The organism is Bacillota bacterium (genome assembly GCA_013178415.1).
In the GTDB taxonomy this organism is placed as follows: Bacteria; Bacillota; SHA-98; order Ch115; family Ch115; genus Ch115.
Genome location: JABLXA010000016.1, coordinates 1 through 15142 on the forward strand (window position 1 = coordinate 1; position 15142 = coordinate 15142).

15 protein-coding genes, 1 tRNA gene and 1 riboswitch are annotated in these 15142 nt (G+C 52.3%); of the genes, 14 read left to right on the forward strand and 2 right to left on the reverse strand.

Features of this window, described 5'->3' with window-relative positions:
- The first annotated feature begins 230 nt into the window (after nt 1–230).
- The 3 genes from HPY52_12140 (at nt 231) to HPY52_12150 (ending at nt 1606) form a co-directional block, all read left to right on the forward strand.
- Nucleotides 231–315 (forward strand) — tRNA-Leu (locus tag HPY52_12140).
- 173 nt (nt 316–488) lie between these two features.
- Nucleotides 489–1151: a DUF4065 domain-containing protein gene (locus HPY52_12145; GenBank protein NPV81001.1), complete on the forward strand. Its 663-nt coding sequence runs from the start codon at nt 489–491 to the stop codon at nt 1149–1151.
- Nucleotides 1133–1606: a type II toxin-antitoxin system PemK/MazF family toxin gene (locus tag HPY52_12150; protein NPV81002.1), complete on the forward strand. Its 474-nt coding sequence runs from the start codon at nt 1133–1135 to the stop codon at nt 1604–1606. Before HPY52_12145 ends, HPY52_12150 begins: the two co-directional genes overlap by 19 nt.
- Before the next feature lie 271 nt (nt 1607–1877).
- Here the strand turns inward: HPY52_12150 and HPY52_12155 are convergent, their stop codons facing one another.
- Complete coding sequence (locus HPY52_12155; protein ID NPV81003.1) at nt 1878–2096, reverse strand: hypothetical protein; 219 nt, start codon at nt 2094–2096, stop codon at nt 1878–1880.
- 91 nt (nt 2097–2187) lie between these two features.
- Nucleotides 2188–2520: a helix-turn-helix transcriptional regulator gene (locus HPY52_12160; GenBank protein NPV81004.1), complete on the reverse strand. Its 333-nt coding sequence runs from the start codon at nt 2518–2520 to the stop codon at nt 2188–2190.
- 403 nt (nt 2521–2923) lie between these two features.
- Between HPY52_12160 and HPY52_12165 the strand changes: the two genes are divergently transcribed.
- The 11 genes from HPY52_12165 (at nt 2924) to HPY52_12215 (ending at nt 15078) form a co-directional block, all read left to right on the forward strand.
- On the forward strand, nt 2924–4867 hold the full coding sequence (locus HPY52_12165) for a diguanylate cyclase (protein ID NPV81005.1): 1944 nt from the start codon (nt 2924–2926) through the stop codon (nt 4865–4867).
- Between the two features lie 60 nt (nt 4868–4927).
- A riboswitch (cyclic di-GMP riboswitch) is annotated at nt 4928–5011 on the forward strand.
- Nucleotides 5012–5443: 432 nt separating this feature from the next.
- A complete protein-coding gene (locus HPY52_12170; protein ID NPV81006.1) occupies nt 5444–5644 on the forward strand; it encodes a Flp family type IVb pilin in 201 nt (66 codons plus the stop codon).
- Nucleotides 5645–5755: 111 nt separating this feature from the next.
- On the forward strand, nt 5756–6289 hold the full coding sequence (locus HPY52_12175; protein NPV81007.1) for a peptidase A24: 534 nt from the start codon (nt 5756–5758) through the stop codon (nt 6287–6289).
- 8 nt (nt 6290–6297) lie between these two features.
- A complete protein-coding gene (locus HPY52_12180; protein NPV81008.1) occupies nt 6298–6714 on the forward strand; it encodes a pilus assembly protein in 417 nt (138 codons plus the stop codon).
- Between the two features lie 56 nt (nt 6715–6770).
- Nucleotides 6771–7820 carry a hypothetical protein gene (locus tag HPY52_12185; protein NPV81009.1) on the forward strand — a complete coding sequence of 350 codons (1050 nt, stop codon included), beginning with the start codon at nt 6771–6773 and terminating at the stop codon, nt 7818–7820.
- Nucleotides 7821–7917: 97 nt separating this feature from the next.
- Entirely contained in the window at nt 7918–8853 is a 936-nt protein-coding gene (locus tag HPY52_12190; protein ID NPV81010.1) for a hypothetical protein, read from the forward strand.
- A gap of 65 nt (nt 8854–8918) precedes the next feature.
- Nucleotides 8919–9941, forward strand: coding sequence for a Flp pilus assembly protein CpaB (gene cpaB, locus HPY52_12195; GenBank protein NPV81011.1), 1023 nt, complete (start codon nt 8919–8921; stop codon nt 9939–9941).
- Complete coding sequence (locus HPY52_12200; GenBank protein NPV81012.1) at nt 9938–10555, forward strand: hypothetical protein; 618 nt, start codon at nt 9938–9940, stop codon at nt 10553–10555. The genes cpaB and HPY52_12200 overlap by 4 nt, the downstream gene beginning before the upstream one ends.
- Before the next feature lie 22 nt (nt 10556–10577).
- Complete coding sequence (locus HPY52_12205) at nt 10578–12335, forward strand: BON domain-containing protein (GenBank protein ID NPV81013.1); 1758 nt, start codon at nt 10578–10580, stop codon at nt 12333–12335.
- 2 nt (nt 12336–12337) lie between these two features.
- Nucleotides 12338–13531 carry a response regulator gene (locus tag HPY52_12210; protein NPV81014.1) on the forward strand — a complete coding sequence of 398 codons (1194 nt, stop codon included), beginning with the start codon at nt 12338–12340 and terminating at the stop codon, nt 13529–13531.
- Between the two features lie 83 nt (nt 13532–13614).
- The gene (locus HPY52_12215; protein ID NPV81015.1) at nt 13615–15078 is read left to right on the forward strand and encodes a CpaF family protein; all 1464 of its coding nucleotides are present in this window, start codon (nt 13615–13617) and stop codon (nt 15076–15078) included.
- Nucleotides 15079–15142 lie beyond the last annotated feature (64 nt).

A 15142-nucleotide genomic window follows, 5' to 3' on the forward strand; every position in this document is an offset into this window, starting at 1 on the left:
GAGGGAGTACCTCTGTTAATTATTGTAAATCGATAATAAAATTTTATGCTTTAAGAAGGCTTTAATGATGCACGAGGGTACAATTGGTGGCTGGCAAAGATCTGGAAGGTTATATCAAAAGTGCAGTATTGGCGTATGTTTTTGTTGACAAGAGTGCTCTGGCTGGCTATAATAGCTAATAGACGGTCGTTTGTGCGGCTGTGAGCGATAAAAGATAGCATAAATTGAGTGCCCGGGTGGCGGAACTGGCAGACGCGTACGTTTGAGGGGCGTATGGGGTAACCCGTACCGGTTCAAGTCCGGTCCCGGGCACCATATGATTGACATACTGATGCTACGGCGGGTTCGGCAAAGAAGTAGATCGTAAGGGTGTCGCTCCCCGGATCGAATTCAAGGCGCCGGACGAAATATCGTAGCATTTTTCTTTTTCATGTTCATGAGGCTTAGGAGGGTTTTGGATCAAAATCTAGAATATATCACCAGAAGATATGGGAAAGGGTGCTGGTATGGAGAAATTACGGAATCTTATTGTCTTCTTCATTCGCAATTTCCCGCGCCCTCTAACCCGCACCGAACTTGTCAAGTTGTTATATCTATTTGAATATGAGCAAGTCCAGATTCAAGGGCATCAATATAGCGAAGTGACCTTTGTTCGTGACAAATATGGTCCTTTCGTTTCATCTATCCTTGCAGAGAGTGACTCTCTCTGTTCCGCCGGTATCATAAACTGCAACCGTTATGATATCGATTCGGACTGCATATTATATGAATATACTGTCTCGGATCCCATTAAAGCGGCGCAGTATGATTTACCGGAATGGGAAAAGGGAATTGCTTTGACCTTGATAGATCGGACCGCAAGACTATCACTAAAACAAATAAAGGAGCTTGCATATTCCACCCCTCCAATGGTCGAGATCCTTAAAAAGGAGGCAGAATTAGGATATCTGCTTCTTTCAAGGGGGATCAATATGGAAAAAGGGAATACCCCGAAAAAATTTACAAAAAAGGAACTTGCCGCTGCTAAACGGCGCCTAGATACCTCACCGGATCGGGGCTCTGACGACGAGTATCTTGCTGCATTTCTTGACACCTACAAAGAGTTCGAGAACCTTCGACGGAGGGCTACAGAATGCCTTCTTCAGAATTAGATCCGTATCCTTTCCCGCAGGCCATTTTTGTTAACAGAGAGGTTGAATTTGGGGAAGTATATTTGGTCAATGACCACTTGATAAGCATACCGGATGCCGATAGGGTTCAAGGCGAAAGGATTTTTCATAAGGAAAGGCGGGTAGTAATTGTCCAAAACGACCGAACGAATTATACGACGTTCCCCACAGTCTTGATTGCCCCATTAACTAGTCGTACTGATACGAAGCGTCGTCATGATATTGAACTATTTCCGGAAGAGGAAGAAGCCATAAGTAAGCCTGTCCTTGTTCGGCTCAAATTGATACAACCTATTCTACGTGCTGATCTTGGCGACTGTCTGGGGGTGCTGTCCAGGTCCAAACAAGCGGAGATTATGCAAGCAATTTTGGAGATTTTCGGGGTATCGAATGACGGAGAGAATGGGCAAGAGCAGGTTGGAGGGTTAACTACCTGAAGCCCGGCTTTTAGAAGGCAAGGTTTTTTCAATTTTTGAAAATGCGAGGCTGGGAAGCTCTCTGGCGGGATACATTATGGCAAACATGCCGCGCCCCGTTCCGGGTACCAGTGGCATCCCATACTGCTTCGAGAGAGGCAGTATTTATTTTTTCTACAGGGGCTGGGAATGCCCCTAGCGTTCAATTCATCTCTGATACCGACATATGATAGCTGCCGATTGCCCCGGAGCTCGACCAGGATCAGCCTTACGATTTCTGCTTGCTGGGGGTTTATACGCCATAGCGTCCGCACAATATCTTTGCCCCTGGCGTTCTTACCTCGTACAACATGATATGTCTCATAACCATACGGGGCCCTTCCGCCGTTTTGGACGCATACTCCTCTATCCGCCGGCGCTGGGCCGGGATGGAATTATTGGAGTCAGCCTGCTCTTCTGTGGAAACGCGCTCGTAGGCTAAAGCATAGATTGGCACTTGAAACATCCTCACTCGAAAAAGTAGTCCATATTCTTGAGGAGTATAGATTTTGCTAGCTATCCTTGCCGCAGGGGTTGGATATAGCCTCTCATAGTCTGCTGCCTTATACCGACACCTCTTGAAGATCTAGCTTGTTATTAACTTTTGAGGAAGAAGTCATTGGCCGGAATTTAATCTCCAAGGCCATACCACAGCTTCTAGCTATTTTCTGCAAACTTGATAGAGAAACTTGGCACTTCCCGCTTTCCATGCGAGCAATAGAGGATTGAGTTGTACCGATTCTCTCAGCCAATTCCTCCTGAGTGAGGCCAAGAGATTTTCGAAGAGCAAGTATGGTCCTAGCGATCTGATATTCCAGCTCGCTATCTTCCCATGCTTTAGCGAATTCGGGGTCCTTTAACAACTCATCAAGATGCTCCTCAAATCTCATCGCCATCTCCCCCTCCTTATAAGAATTCTCTTCTGAGTTTATTATAGCACGCGCGCTATATTTTTATATGCCAATTTCATGCCCGTTGGGGATGTTTTCTATTAAGCCAAGTAAAATCCCGTCTATAAATCCATCCAACGTATCTTTCCTTGATTTTTCGCCCCGATAGTTATATAAGCAAACTCATACTCGCCTCCACCGGCGGGAACGCGGCGGGCTCGGAGAAGGCGGGGCTTACCTAATTATATCATGGAATATGACACTGGACTCTCTTTTTCAGATCATGCCGGAGATGCGATTTTTCCTCCGTCCCTGGCAGGATTAAAGACCTATGAGTGGAAATTTCCATGCATATGACTTTCACAGGATGTGAATTGATTAGACCATGTATTGGCACTATTCCCCTTATATGCTACTTCTTATCATAACAGCGGTTACATCTAGCACGATTGCGGCCATGGCCTGGCGGCGAAGGGATGTACCTGGCGCAAAGTCATTGATCCTGGTTATGCTGGCCGTGATAGGGTGGGCGCTCGGAAATGTATTGGAGCTGGGATACACTGACCTGAAAACCAAAGTATTTTGGGCCAACATCGAATATATTGGAATTGTGGCCGTGCCGTTGGCCTGGTTTGCCTTTGCTATCCAGTACGCCGGGCAAGAGAAATGGCTGAGTCGTCGCAATATAGCGCTACTATTGGTTATACCTGCCCTCACCCTGATCTTCGTTTGGACAGATGGCCGCTATGGGTTGATGCGGCATGACTTCAGGCTGGATACCAATGGCCCTTTCTCTGTGGTGGCTAAATCCTATGGTCCATGGTTCTGGGTTCATACAGCCTATTCACATATTCTAACCCTGCTCGGCACAGTCATATTGATGCAGGCATTCTTCCGGCTGCCGCGCCTGTATCGGGAGCAGGCGAGTGTCTTGCTGGTTGGCGCGCTGGTGCCATGGGTGGGGAATGTCCTCTATATTTCCGGGTTAAGCCCAATCCGCCGCCTTGATCTTACGCCCTGTTCATTCGCCTTTTCTGGCATGTTGATGGCCTGGGGCCTCTTTCGCCTGCAACTGCTGGACATCGTGCCGATGGCCCGTGATGCTGTCATTGAAGGTATGAGCGATGGTGTAATCGTCCTGGATGCTCAAAATCGTATTGTGGATATCAACCCGGCCGCCCAGGGTATCATAGGCCGTCGTGCGTCGGAAGTAGTAGGGAAGCCGGCTGATAAGGCATTCTCAAAGCATCGCGACCTCGTCGAATATTGCATCCAAAATGTGAAGGCGCAGGCAGAGATCTTTCTTGGGACAGGTGAAGCGCAACGTTGCTATGGCCTGCGCATCTCTCCTTTGCATGATTACCGGGGCAATCTCACCGGTCGCGTGTTCGTCCTGCATGAAATCACCATGCAAAAGCGGGCTGAGGCGGCTCTACGGGAGTCGAAGCAAAAGATAGAGAGACTCTGCGAAATGGCCCGCCAGTTGGCGGCTAGCGAGACTGAAGAGGAGGTATACCAACTCACAATCAGCGCGGCGGAAAATATCCTCGGTCTTTCCAGGTGTCGCCTTAATATAATGGAAGGAAATGAGATGGTGACTAGGGCCGCGTCCCCTGAGTTTCCTTCCGCAGCAAGCAGGGGTGAATCTGCTACAGGATGGCCGGCCGGAGAGGTGCGTAATCAGAACAAAAGGATGATGAGTGTTCGTATCGGCGATTTCGGCGTACTGGAGGCGGCGCCTCCGGGATCTGGTGTTTTCACTGAAGATGATATGCGGCTTCTCGACCTGTTGCTTGGGCATGCCACAGAGGCATTGAAAAGGATCAGCCTGCAAAATGAACTCAGGGCGCAAGCCATTCATGATCCCCTGACCGGCCTTTATAACCGCCGTCACTTTTCCCGTGTGATCCGGGAAGAGCTCGAGCGTTCTGAGCGATACCGCCGGCCTCTCACTTTCATGTTGATAGACGTCAACTTTTTTAAGGAGATCAATGATCAATTTGGTCATCAGACCGGAGATATTGTGCTCCAAAAGGTGGGGAAATTGCTGCAAGAACAGCTGCGGGAAACGGACGCCGTTATACGGTATGGAGGGGATGAATTCCTCATTGTTTTAGCAGGAACGAAGGGCCAAGAGGATGCGGAACACATAGCTCGGAGGATTCGCGAATCCGTCGATAGATGGAATAATGATGGTTCGCCGGTGGATCTTCCAGTAACCCTGGCAATTGGGATGAGTTCGTGGGATCCATCAGGCGATGAATCAGTAGAAACTGCTTTGCGCAAGGCCGACCAGCGTATGTATGAGGATAAGAAAAGGCAAGGAATGGGCAAACTGCCCAGCGCATTATAGAAAAGATTTTTTCGAGAGGAATTTACTAGACAAGAAGGAAAGCCACGTTTCCTGTCGAAATATCGAGTGGGTGCCAGTGAATCCGGTTCTTTACGCGGTCGCTTGGAATCGGCTGAGGTAGTAGCGAGACCGACCAATTACAACCATCAGGCAGGCTGTGATTGTGGTTGGTCTTTTTTCTATATAGACCCCCATGCCGCGGGGGCGGCGCCATCAAAAGGATGGAAATAGCAGCGGCTCATTTTTGGGGCAGATTGCCAAATTCAGATTTAGATCAGGGGCTAGCCGCGTGTGGCGTATTTGCCAGCCGCGCGCCGATGGTGTCTTCTTTCAGTTTTGGAATTTGTCATCTGCACTCAGTCAGACTTAGCTCAATAAGCAAAGTTAAGGACTGGGAGTCTAGTTAGGCGGCCACACCAACATGACGCATGAAAAACTTTCGCCTCAACTGGTTGGGCTGAACATTGATGATTTTGCGCGATCATTCCGATATATTTAATGGGACTCTATCCTCAGTCGATTAGGCGCAGTTTTGCAGATCAGATGAACTGGCATCGATGAGAGGAGGTGAAACCGATGTTGAAGCTTCTCAAGAGGCTCGTCAAAGAGGAGAGCGGGCAGGCGATGGTGGAGTATGGGTTGATAATCGCTGTGATTGCCATAGCGGTAGTGGCCGTTCTAGTAGCTTTTAGGGATGAAATCGCAAACGTTTTTAATAGGGCCACGACCGCGCTGCGGGAGACCGGCAATGAGGAGAACCTACCGACGCCACCGTAGTAATAGCCGCAGCTGGAATAGGATTGGCGGCGGTCAGCACCGACTAGCAGCTGCGTCTTTCCATGGCGACGGAGCTAATGTGGAAACCGGAAAACCAGCAGGGTGAGATACATGATGTCGGCTCAAGGAATAGTTGTAGCCTCGCTCGCAGGTATAGCAATCTATGTTGATATGAAGCATGGGAGAATTCCCAATGCCCTGGTGGTTTTTGGTTTCCTGGCGGGTATTACTACAAACCTTGTGACAGCAGGCGCAAAGGGCCTTCTCCTGAGCCTAGAGGGCGCGCTCCTCGGGCTCGCGCTTTTGTTCATCCCATTCGCCCTGGGCGGGATGGGCGCAGGGGATGTAAAGCTTCTTGGAGCTATCGGGGCCCTTATTGGGCCCCAGGGAGTATTTTATACTGCGCTCTATGGCGCTCTGGCGGGTGGAGTCATGGCTGTTGTCGTGCTCATCAAGCACAGGAGGTTATTTGTCACATTACGCACACTTGGATTTGGATTTTTGCTTTTCCTGCTGGGGGCGTGGGGTGGGCGCTCCTGGAACCTTGGCCAGAGTAAGGGAGGTAGCGGTTCAATCGGCTTCCCTTATTCCCTCGCTATCGGAGCGGGCCTGGTCCTCGCGCTCATCCTGCGCCGCGCGGGGTGAGGTCCCACATGAATAGAAATGCTCGCAGATTGAGCCGACTTTTCGCGAAAAGTGAAAAGGGACAGGCCCTTGTAGAGACTGCCCTCGTTTTGATGCTTCTCCTCCTTCTTTTTGGGGGTATAGTGGAATTCGGGCGTATTTTGCAGGCATCCCTCACAGTTACAGCCGCCTCTCGGGAAGGGGCGAGGGTGGGGATCCTCGGAAAAACTGATGATGAAATCAAAGAGGTGGTAAGAACCGCGGCTGGGACGTTAGACGCTGACAAGCTGCAGATAGATATCGTTCCACCCGCGGCTGACCGTAAAAGAGGCGAAAGCCTCACTGTGGAGGTTAAATATCCTGTTGAAATCGTCATACCTATCATTTCTGCGATTATCCCGGGCCCTTTTAATGTTTACGGCCGCACCGTAATGAGGATGGAATGAACCGGGATCTTGGTGGGTCAGCCGGCCCAACAGACCCCCATGGGGGCGCTTTTGGTATGTTTCCGAAGTTAGAGAGGTCCGCCAGGAGAATATATACAAGACTGCTGAGGGATGAGAAAGGCAGCGTACTTGCGGGCGCGGCCCTTGGCATGGGAGTGATCCTTGCTATAGCAGCTCTGGTGATAGATCTGGGGGTTTTGTACCTTACCCGAGCCCAGCTATCCCGGGCCGCTGATGCTGCGGTGTTCGCAGGAGTGCAGGAATTACCTGATCAACCGGATGTTGCAAGAAGTATGGCTATTAGTTTTGCTTCACATAATGGTGTGCCAGAAGATGGCGTTAGTATAGACATCTCAGGGGATAATCATGAAATCAGGGTCGAGGTTCATGAAACCGTGAGTCTGCTGTTTGCAAGGCTCCTGGGGTTCTCTCAAATGGATGTCAGAGCCCGGTCGGCGGCAAGGGTAGCCTCCGTGAGGGCGCTCACAGGCGCGGTCCCGATCGGCGTCGTGCAGCAGGATTTTGAATATGGACAGCTCTATGCTCTGAAATATGGGCCAGGGGGGCCGCAGGGGCAGCATCATGGGAATTTCGGGGCCCTTGCTCTCGGCGGCCGGGGAGGCAGAACCTACGAGGATAACTTGAGGGATGGCTACGGCGGAGTGCTCCGCATCGGTGACGAGGTGGAAACGGAGCCTGGCAATAAGGCCGGCCCTACACGCCATGGGGTGGAAGACCGGATAGGACGGTGCTGGCACATACCGAAATGCACGCCTGACCACTTCGTGCCCGGGTGTCCCAGACTCGTTTATGTCCCGGTAGTTGATACTTTGGATTTTCATGGAAGAAAGAAAGGCCCCACCATAGTAGGTTTTGCCGCATTCTTCCTGGAGGGCGCTGAAGATGAGGATTCCGGCGGGGCGCAGGCGGGTGGTCAAGGGCAAGGCCACGGGAAAGGGAAGAGCATGAGTATATGCGGCAACGGCGATCAAGGCGGCAACAGTGGCTGGATTTATGGCACGTTCATACGAATGGTGACCGAAGGTGAACTCGGGGCTGGTGGGGATCCCGATTTTGGCCTTCGTACTTATAAGCTTATTGAATAGAGCAGCATATGCCACTTGAAAGGTGGCATATGGGGCGCTTGATAGCGTAGAAAGCACTATTGAGATTCAAGCATTCCTTGGGGCGGGGGGCCAGAAAATGCCCATGAGGCTATGGGGGGACGAAAAAGGTAATACACTCGCGGTCGTAGCCCTGGGTATGGCAGTGATTCTCGGCATGGCAGCTTTGGTTATAGATGCCGGGCTATTATACCTTACGCGCGCCAGGCTATCTCGGGCCGCGGATGCCGCCGCTCTTGCCGGGGTGCGGGAATTGCCGGAAAACCCTGCGACTGCCGAGAGTGTTGCCCGCGACTATGCGTGCCGTAATGGCGTCCCAGAGGGGAGTATTGCCGTAAATATCTCGGATCGTAACCACAAGATTAGCGTTGAGATCAGCGAGGATGTAAGACTGACATTCGCCGGACTGTTAGGGTTCCCTCAGACCAGGGTGAAGGCAAAAGCTGTGGCGCGGGTGGGATCTATAGAGGGCGTGAAAGGGGTAATGCCCTTCGGGGTCGATAAGGCGCTCTTTGGAAGCGAGGGTTTCAGCCACGATATAAATTGCACACTCGTCCCGAAAGGATTCGGATGGATGCCAGGCGACGTGGGTTTTGTTCCTCTGGACCTAAAGGGTGACGGGGAGTCCCGATTTCCTTTTAGTCCTGTATTTGACTACATAAGGAACATAGTCTTAGGTTACCCAAAGACGCTTAATATAGGCGAAATGGTATACACTTATCCTTCCCCATATTCCATAATCGACGTATTAGCGACAATGATCGGCCTTATTATAAGGACCCTGTTCTATTGGAACAAAAGTGAGGCTTATATTTATATCCCCATAGTTGACCATTTGCCGGATAGGAGAGAGCAAGTGAAAATCGAGGGTTTTGCCTGCTTTTCCATGGATGTAAAACACTGGTGGAATATCTTCCCTTGGAGAGTTTCCGGAAGATTTACAAAGATGGTAGCCGAGGGCGGTCTTGGCAATGGCATGGATTTTGGACTGCGAACATATGGGCTTGTCGAATAGCCTGTTCATATGGCAGCCCGCGGGATTAACGTCATTTTAAAGGAGAGGTCAGGGGTGCAGGTGACATGAGGGCATGGAGAGTTGTGCTGGTTGCGGCCATATTTCTCGGGATCCTCACAGCAGGGATCACTTATAGATATGTGAGGAATGCCACTTTGCCATCCTCGGGCACGATGGCGCCCAGGATGGCTCGGGTTACGGTGGCGAGGGTTCAGATCCCTGCTTACACTGCGATAACCCGGGATATGGTCTATCAAAAGGAAGTGCCTGAGGGTGAAGCTGAGCCTGATGTTGTGCCGCTGGAGGATGCAATTGGCAGCATCACGAAGCAGGAGATCCTGGAGGGCAGGCAGGTGGTCCGCCCAATGCTCTTCAACAAGCAGGAGGCCGCTGGACTTGCCTTTGCCATTCCGAGAGGAATGCGCGCAGTCACGATTCCAGTGAATGAAGTCGCGGGGGTTGGCGGTTTTGTCAAACCGGGTGACCGCGTGGACATCCTGGGGACATTCAGGTCTGATGTGGCTTCTGTTGATATGACCACGACCGTGCTACGGAATATCCGGGTTCTCGCCGTGGCCCAGCAGATGGACGAAAAAGACAGGAATAAAGCCGTGGTCGCTGCCAGTGTCACTCTTGCGGTGACCCCGCAAGACGCGGAAAAGCTGGTGCTCGCCGGTGAGCTTGGAAGCCTGCGACTTGCGCTTTGTCCTATGCCGGAGGCAGCCTCGGCCAGCCCTTATGCTCAGGCGGGTTCCGCCAGCGCAACGCTGGCGAGCGCGCCCATAATGCCGCGCCGGGTGACTTCCTCCGAGATTGTGGGCACTCCTGCAAAGCCAGGGAGAACTGCAGGGTTCCAGGCTCCTGGATACCAGGCGCCTGGATATCAGGCTTCCGGATATGTGTCCTCCGGGCCTCCGGTCCCCCAACAATCTTCCAGATCTGCAGTGAGTGTAGGGAGCGTTGCTGCAGGGTCCGGAGGATCCGGCGCAGCCGGGAAATCGCCTGTTGAACCTAAAGTTAAGGTTATAGAGATCATCAGGGGTACCGAAAGAGACTATGTTCCAGTGGATAGGAGTGGCGAGAAATGAAACGTTGTGTTCCGATGATGCTGCGTATCTCTTGGGTCATATTTATACTCTCAGCTGTCGTCTTGCCGGCCGTCATCTCACCTGCCACTATCCAGGCCTCTGGTTCGAAGCCCGGCCAGGACCCTGAGCCCCGTGACATCCCAATTATCTTAGGAAGATCCATTTTGCTCAGTTTTGACGGCCTAACCAGGGCAGCCGTTGGAGACCCGAGGGTGGCGGATGTTGTGGTGATATCAGGTAACGAAATCCTGCTGAATGCAAAAGCCCCCGGTGAAACCACCCTCCATGTGTGGGACAAGAGTGGGGTGAAGGTCTACCTGGTCAAAGTCAGCCGCAACGAGTCGGAAACCGCGGCAATCGTGAAGAAATTGATCGGCCTTCCTGGGGTTTCCGTGAAGACGGCGGGCGGGGTTATCCTTCTTGAAGGAAATGTGGACAGGCCTGAAGATAAAGCGAAGGCGGAAGAAGTAGCAAAGGCTTATGCGGACAAGGTGTTGAGCTTTATCGTCATATCACCTGCTGGGTCTCAGAAAACAGTCGAAGTGGTAGTGGAGGTCATAAAGGGGACGGAGAAGAGCACAGTAAATCTCCGGGAACCCGCTGAAGGGAGATGAGGTTCCTGTGAGATGTGGCCAAATGTCATTTGGGTTGGAACCGCGTCTCGCAGTTTTGATGCGATATGCAGTTTCAATGCGATGCCTTATTCTAATTCTGACGATCGCGGTATTTGTCTTTTCATCCCATAGTCCGGTGACCGCTGAAGAGGCTGCTCCGCCTCAATGTGAAGCTGGATCTGCCATACCTGGATCCGCCGCGCCTGCTATCCAGCAGCCTGATTCGCCACTTGGGGACCTCCTCGCGGATGAGATACTTGTTCTTACCATGGGGGATTCCAGGCTTTTGAGATTTGAAGGCCTCCTCCGCGCGGCGGTAGGTGACCCGAAGATTGCTGATGTGGCGGTAGTATCCGATAAAGAGCTTGTGCTAAATGGCAGGTCTCCCGGCAAAACTACGCTGCACGTATGGGACAAAGCAGGGGTGCATTTTTATCGCGTCGAGGTGGATCGTCAGGATACAGGCATTGCAAAGAAAGTCAGTGAACTCATAGGCCTGGATGGCATAACTGTCAAGATGGCAAATGAGACTATTCTCCTCGAGGGCACTGTTTCAAAACCCGAGGATAAGCTCCGGGCCGAAGGCATCGCGAAGGCCTATTCAGACAAAGTCCTGAATCTTATTTCCGTTATACCTGAAAAACCAGCACCGGGCGAGGTCACCGGCGCTGCCGCAAAGACTCCGGAGGCGGAGGCGCCGCCAAAACCTCCGACCACCGAGGAAATCATAAGAAAGCTGTCTGGCCTAGATGGTATCAGGGTCACAGAAATCGGGGATACGCTCTTGCTGGACGGGGAAGTGCCAACGCAGAACGACCTGTCGCGGGTACAGGCAGTAGCAGGGATTTTTGGCAAGAAGGTGGTGAATCTTCTTTCCGTCAAGGCTCCTCTCCAGGTGCTTCTCCAGGTGCAGGTAGTCGAGGCCAGGCGTAATGCCGGAAAGGACCTGGGCATCCGCTGGGGCGGGGTCACGGGCCAGGGGAACGTTCAGCTCCCGGGCACGAATCTTGCAGATTCCACTACCCCCGAGGTAGGGCTTCTCTCTCCCCAGATAGGGCTCATTGGCGAGATCTTCGTAGGTTCTGCCCTTGAACGCTTGAACCTGCTGAGGGCTAGAATTGATGCCCTGGCCAGCGAAGGCCTGGTAAAACTCCTTGCCGCCCCGAGCATGCTCACGCTTAGCGGCAGCGAGGCGAATTTCCTCGTTGGAGGCGAGATTCCGATATTCCTTGGAGATGAGGGTGGCAAGATCAAATTCGAATGGAAGCCCTATGGCGTCCAGCTCAAGATAACGCCGGTCGTGGAACGCCAGGGGTACATAGATCTCAAAGTAAATCCGGAAGTCAGCAGTTTTGACTGGGAGAATGCGCTGCTTGTAAATGGCTGGAAGATTCCGGCATTCAAGACCAGGCGGGCAGAAGGGCACCTTATTCTGGCAGATGGAAGCACCATGGTCCTCGGCGGGCTCATTCAGTCTGAGGATACAAAAGTCATAGACAAGATACCTCTTCTTGGCGATATTCCAATCATCGGAGCCCTTTTCCGTAGCGAGAAATTCCAAAGGCAGGAGACAGAGCTCCTTATATTCGTGACCCCGAGGATAGTGGGGGCCGGGGAAAGCATTTCGCTTGATGTCATTAAGCACCCGGTTATTCCTGATGTATCTATGGAAAAGACGCCTGAGGGGAAAGAGGCGCCTGTGGACAAAGCACCTGTTGGAAAAGCGCCTGAAGGGACGACTCCTGCAGGGAAGGCATTCGATGGTGAGGTGAAAAAGTGACCATGGACGAGAAAATCAGGGTGCTCGTGGTTAGCGCTGCACCAGAGACCATCGAGAGCATAAGGTCTGCATTGGATTCCGAAAGTGAATACAGGATAGTGGGCGAGGCCAGGAGCAGGGAAGAGGCCTGGAGGCTGGCTGAACGCTTCGAACCAGATCTTGTCCTCATCGACCTTGATCCGTGGAAGATGAATTGGGTTGATGCTATCGAGCGTATCGCCCTGAGCCTCCCAGATACCACTGTCGTTGCCTTTTCCACTCATGCTGAACCTGAATACCTGCGGGATGCCATGGTGGCCGGCGCCAGGGAATACCTTGTCAAGCCTTTTGGCCCCGGGGAGCTCCTGGGCGCCATAAGGCGGGCTTATGAGGCTGACAGGAGGCGAAAGGCCAGATATGCCGAACGCGGTCTGCTGGAGTCGCAAGAGGGTCCGGGCAGGCAAAGAGGAAAGATCATTACATTCCTCAGCACAAAGGGTGGGGTTGGCAAGACAACCATCGCCGCCAATTTCGCTGTTGACCTGGTCCGGGAGACAAAGTCCAGGGTCGTCATGGTGGACCTGGATCTCGAGTTTGGAGATGTAGCGATACTCCTCGATATCATTCCTACACATACCATTATTGATGTCGTGCAGGAAGAAAATTTGACGGGGGCTCTCATGGAACGTTACCTTTCAACCCACCGCTCAGGACTCAGGGTGCTCCCGGCTCCTACCAGGCCTGAGCAAGCTGAGCTTGTAGAGCCGGAACACATTCGAGAGATTCTCGCCCTGTTGAGCGGGATGTTTGACTATATTGTCATTGATACTGCCCAATCTTTCACCGACACCACGCTTTCGGCCCTGGACATCTCCGACATGATCTTTCTCGTGACAACCCTGGAGGTCCCTGCCATCAAGAACACCAAGCTTTGTCTTGGATTGATGGATTCTCTACACTATCCTGCTCAGAAGATCAAGATCCTCGTCAATCGTTCATCCAGGGATATCGGAGTGAATTTGGAGGAAACAGAGCGTACACTGGGGCGCGCAGCAGATTTCCACATTCCTAGCGAAGGTAAGATCGTGGTTCCATCCGTGAATAGGGGCGTGCCATTCATCATGGCCAATCCTTCGTCAAGGGCGGCCCGTAGCCTTAGAGACGTTGTAAGAACTGTGCTGGATGAATTCAAAGAACCCGAAGCAGCCAGGAGGTGATGTACGTGTCGCTTCTGAGCCGACTTGAAGGCATTAAATCAGGATCACGCGCCGAGGCGCGGACAAAGCTGGATCGGCGGGGGATGAAGGCAGCGGGAGAATCGCAGGATGGGGTGGACCAGAGCGCGAATGATGTGGATCGGGACGCGGATGGCGCAGGGCGTCTTGATTCCATCGGCGCCTTTGGCATAGATCCAGAGCTCTGGCGGGGCAAGACTGAGCTTTTGGGACGGCTTTCGCGCAGGCCAGTGAGACAGCGCGCGCCCAGACGGAAAAAGGAAGATCCTCTGGAGCCTCTCAAGGATAAGATACACAACCGCCTCGTGAGGGAAGTGGAAAGGGATCTCCTCGAGAGGATCAACGAGGCTGAGGAGAGGGCGAAACTTCGAGAGAAGGTTGAGTCTGTCGTCTCCGAAGTTCTGGATGAGGAAGAGGCGGTCCTGCTCCCTGCCGAGCGCGAGGCGTTGCTCCAGGAGATACTCAACGATGTGATGGGCTATGGACCCATAAACGCCTTGATCCAGGATCCTACCATTACTGAGATCATGGTGAACGGACCCTATCAGGTCTACATCGAGCGCGGCGGCAAGGTGGAGCTCACAGATGTCTCTTTTCGGGACGCAAACCATGTGATGCATGTCATAGAAAGGATCGTGGCTCCACTGGGAAGACGCATAGATGAGGGAAGTCCCATGGTAGATGCAAGGCTGCCGGACGGTTCTCGCGTAAATGCCGTTATTCCTCCCCTTTCCCTTGTAGGGCCTTGCATCACGATCAGGAAATTCCTGAAAGACCTCTTAACTGCAGAAGACCTGGTACACCTCGGCACCCTCTCGTGGGAGATGGCCAGGTTCTTGGATGCTTGCGTCAATGCGCGTCTCAATATAGTTGTCTCGGGAGGCACAGGGAGCGGGAAGACAACAACTTTAAACGTGCTCTCTTCCTTCATACCCGAGGATGAAAGGATCATAACCATAGAAGATGCGGCGGAACTTCAGCTCAGGCAGCAACACGTTGTCAGGCTTGAATCACGCCCACCTAATATAGAAGGGAAGGGCGCGATAACGATCCGGGATCTTGTGCGAAATGCTCTCAGGATGCGTCCCAACAGGATCGTGGTAGGTGAGGTGAGAGGCGGGGAGGCCCTAGACATGCTCCAGGCAATGAATACGGGTCACGATGGTTCTCTCACCACAGTGCATGCCAACTCACCCCGTGACGTATTGTCCAGGCTGGAGACGATGACGTTGATGGCGGGGATGGAGCTCCCGATAAGGGCCATAAGAGAACAGATCTCGTCCGCCATCGATCTTATTGTTCACCAGGAGCGCTTGCGGGATGGAAGCAGGAAAATAGTGCAGATCACCGAGGTGCAGGGCATGGAGGGTGATGTTATCATCACCCAGGACGTATTTTTCTTTGAACAACTCGGTATCGACGAGAGGGGAAAGGTCCTCGGGAGGTTCCGTTCTGCAGGGATAAGACCAAAATTCGTAGATAGATTTGAGGCTTACGGGATTCACCTCCCAGCAGATATTTTCAGCTAAGGAAGGGGCTTTTCATTGGTGCTACTCCTGATAGCCGTCCTTGCTTTCCTTACAGTAGCGCTTG